The sequence below is a fragment of the Romboutsia sp. genome (genome assembly GCF_035470145.1).
Classification (GTDB): domain Bacteria; phylum Bacillota; class Clostridia; order Peptostreptococcales; family Peptostreptococcaceae; genus Romboutsia_D.
The window spans coordinates 1-2,730 of the sequence record NZ_DATIRC010000354.1 but is presented as its reverse complement, the minus strand read 5'-3'; the positions used below and the strand labels follow the sequence as shown (position 1 = coordinate 2,730).

General features: G+C 24.0%; 2 protein-coding genes. One reads left to right on the top strand and one right to left on the bottom strand.

Translation table 11 applies throughout. The features are described 5' to 3' along the window. Positions 1-1,489: hypothetical protein (locus VLM92_RS14205; RefSeq protein ID WP_325276983.1), on the top strand; the 1,489-nt coding region annotated here is incomplete at its 5' end. Between the two features lie 383 nt (positions 1,490-1,872). Here the strand turns inward: VLM92_RS14205 and VLM92_RS14200 are convergent. Then, complete coding sequence (locus VLM92_RS14200; RefSeq protein WP_325276982.1) at positions 1,873-2,700, bottom strand: hypothetical protein; 828 nt, start codon at positions 2,698-2,700, stop codon at positions 1,873-1,875. Between the last annotated feature and the right edge of the window lie 30 nt (positions 2,701-2,730).

Sequence of the window (2,730 nt, the reverse complement as noted above, 5' to 3'; positions counted from 1 at the left end):
AATATATAAAATATTATCTGAGTTGAAGCCATTAATTTTTTCTGATTTAGCTACATTTATAATAATATGTGGTCAAAAACTTCACTATAAATATATAGAATCTGAGACACTAGATGACCCATTTATATCTAGTTTATTCACACATACTATACATACACCATTAGCAACTAGAAGTCAACTGCAACAAGTTTTTGAAAAATATATAATAAAAAATGAAAATAATAAAGATTTAGATTATGATACAATTAATAAATATGTGGACATGTTAATCTTTAAATCTAATGGAATACTCAGAAAGTTTAATAATGAGATATCAAAAGAACTTATATGGGAAGATAAAAAAGCATTTTTATACATAGATGAGAGTTTATTTAACAACAAAATTGATAGTGAAATTGTTGATATTATTGAAAATATAGTAAATGATAGTACTGATGTAATTAGTGTAATGAAAGATTACCTTACTCAACAGTTATATATATGGAGTAAAAAGATAAAATATAAAATTAAATTTTCAGAAAATGATATATTAGATTTAAAAGAATATGAATCACAGTCATATTTGCAACCTTATATTGAAGAAATATATATATGGTTTAATAGATTGATATCATATATGATAAGTGCAAATATACTAGAAAGAGAAGAAAAAGATGGTATTATTAATTATAAAATAACAGTTGATGCAGGTTTTAAAAATGAAAATAGTGAAAACTCAAATCAAAAGAGTATATTTATGAAAGATAACGAGGTAAGAAAGTTTGTAAATTTAATAGATCAAGTTATTATGTATGGGAGTATACTATGTTCCTGTATAAATATTGATGTTAATAATAAATTAGACAAGGTGCTTATTTCATTGGATGAAAATAAATTAATAGTAAGAGAAAGTTTCATTTCATATAATCTAGACGATATAAATATATTATATGAATCTATAGTAAATAATACTTTAAATGAAATCACTAGCAAACATCGTATGTTAATTAAAGAATCTACACATTATATTAAAAATATAAGAAGTTTTATATTAAGAAATATAATTTTTGAATATACAAAAATGAGAATAGATAATAATTGTTTAAATATAAAAATTGAAAAACAAATTGCTAAAATAGATTGGGCATTCTATTTAGTAAATGAAGATGAAAAAATATTATTTAAAATCATATATAGGGAGAGTGGTACAAAAGCTCCTGTTATAGATAGATACAATAAAACTTCTAAGTTTAGTAAGATAGTTAATATAGTACTAGATGAGAATATAGTTAAAAATGATAAATACTTTTATAATACGAATATAACAAATACTGGAAGGATATTGCAGTTTAATAATAAAGAGTATAAAGATAATATATATTTTTATGATATACATATAACAAGAGAAGAAAATATTACTGAGCTGTTAGAATCAAAGGTATGGGATATTATAAATGAGGTATTAATTAATGATAAAAGTAGACTAGAAGTTGCTACTACTATATATTAAATAATATGTTAGAAAATAAAATGTTATTTAATATATAGTGTATCAAGCTAAAATCCAAATATAATCTTGAGTACTACTCCCGTGATTTGCCTCTACTATGAAAACCACGACAATATTTATGCAAGCATGTCGTGGTTTTTATAAAAAGATGAACCATTGCAAAATTAACTTAGTTAGTTTGAGAACAATCACTAACTATTTTCAGGCTTATTATAAATTAGTAGAGTACTGAATTGAAACGAACAAATATATTCTTACTGACTATACCCTAATTCTAATAACAACTCTCATCATTGCAGAGTCGGGGATTTTTATACAATATGAAAAGATATAACTAAAATTAATATAGTATTTTTAATACAGCTTGTACACATATGCTTATCTTATTCTTTCTCATAGGTTACAAATATGTATTTTAATATCTTATCTAACTCATTTAATAAAGTTATCCTAGATATCTTTATTTTTGATAGCAAGCTTTCCTTCTCCTTTACTTTACTATCAGAATAGAAGTTGCTATAAAAGTTATAATGAGATGCAATGTAATCTTCAGGCCTACCATTCCAATCAATTATCTGGGTTCTTTGAGGGCTATTTTTTTTATTTCTTTTTGCTAATGCAAATTCATAAAAGTTACTAAGATATGGGTTTATATTAAGTTCACTTTCGTAATTATACCCCAAATTATCAAATTGATAATCATATTGGTTATTTATTAATTCGATTATTTCTTTAGTAGAATAACTAATAAGTCTTATATTATCAAATTCTTCCGGTTCTACAATGTCCCAAGCTACAAGGTTACCTTCATCATCATAAATAGGAATTTCACCATCTATTATTTCGCCATACAGATTATGAAAACCTTCACGGAATGAACTCTCTATAAGTTTTGAAGCAACATAGGTTAGGTCTAGCTTGTTAAATTCATCAACTAGAATATTGAAATCTTTAAACTTATTTAATAACTCATCTTCAAGTCTATATAGATATTGCTTATCTAAAACTTCTTTTAAAAATGAGAATTCAAGTTTACTAAACAAATCACCGTTTGGAAATATAAATGAGTTATTAAGGTCCTCAATAAGTGGGATATATATTTTTTCTTTTCTTTCCATTACATTCTTATTTTTTAATTTCATATCAAAGGTAAAAGTTGAGTCATTTATTATTGGACTGTAATCACCTTTTGTACTATTTCTATATGACATTACTTGCCTCCAAAAGAAGAGTTATTTATT

Bases quoted from the DNA above. Each gene is read 5' to 3' on its own strand.
- VLM92_RS14200 (WP_325276982.1), bottom strand. From the start codon at position 2,700: ATGTCATATAGAAATAGTACAAAAGGTGATTACAGTCCAATAATAAAT.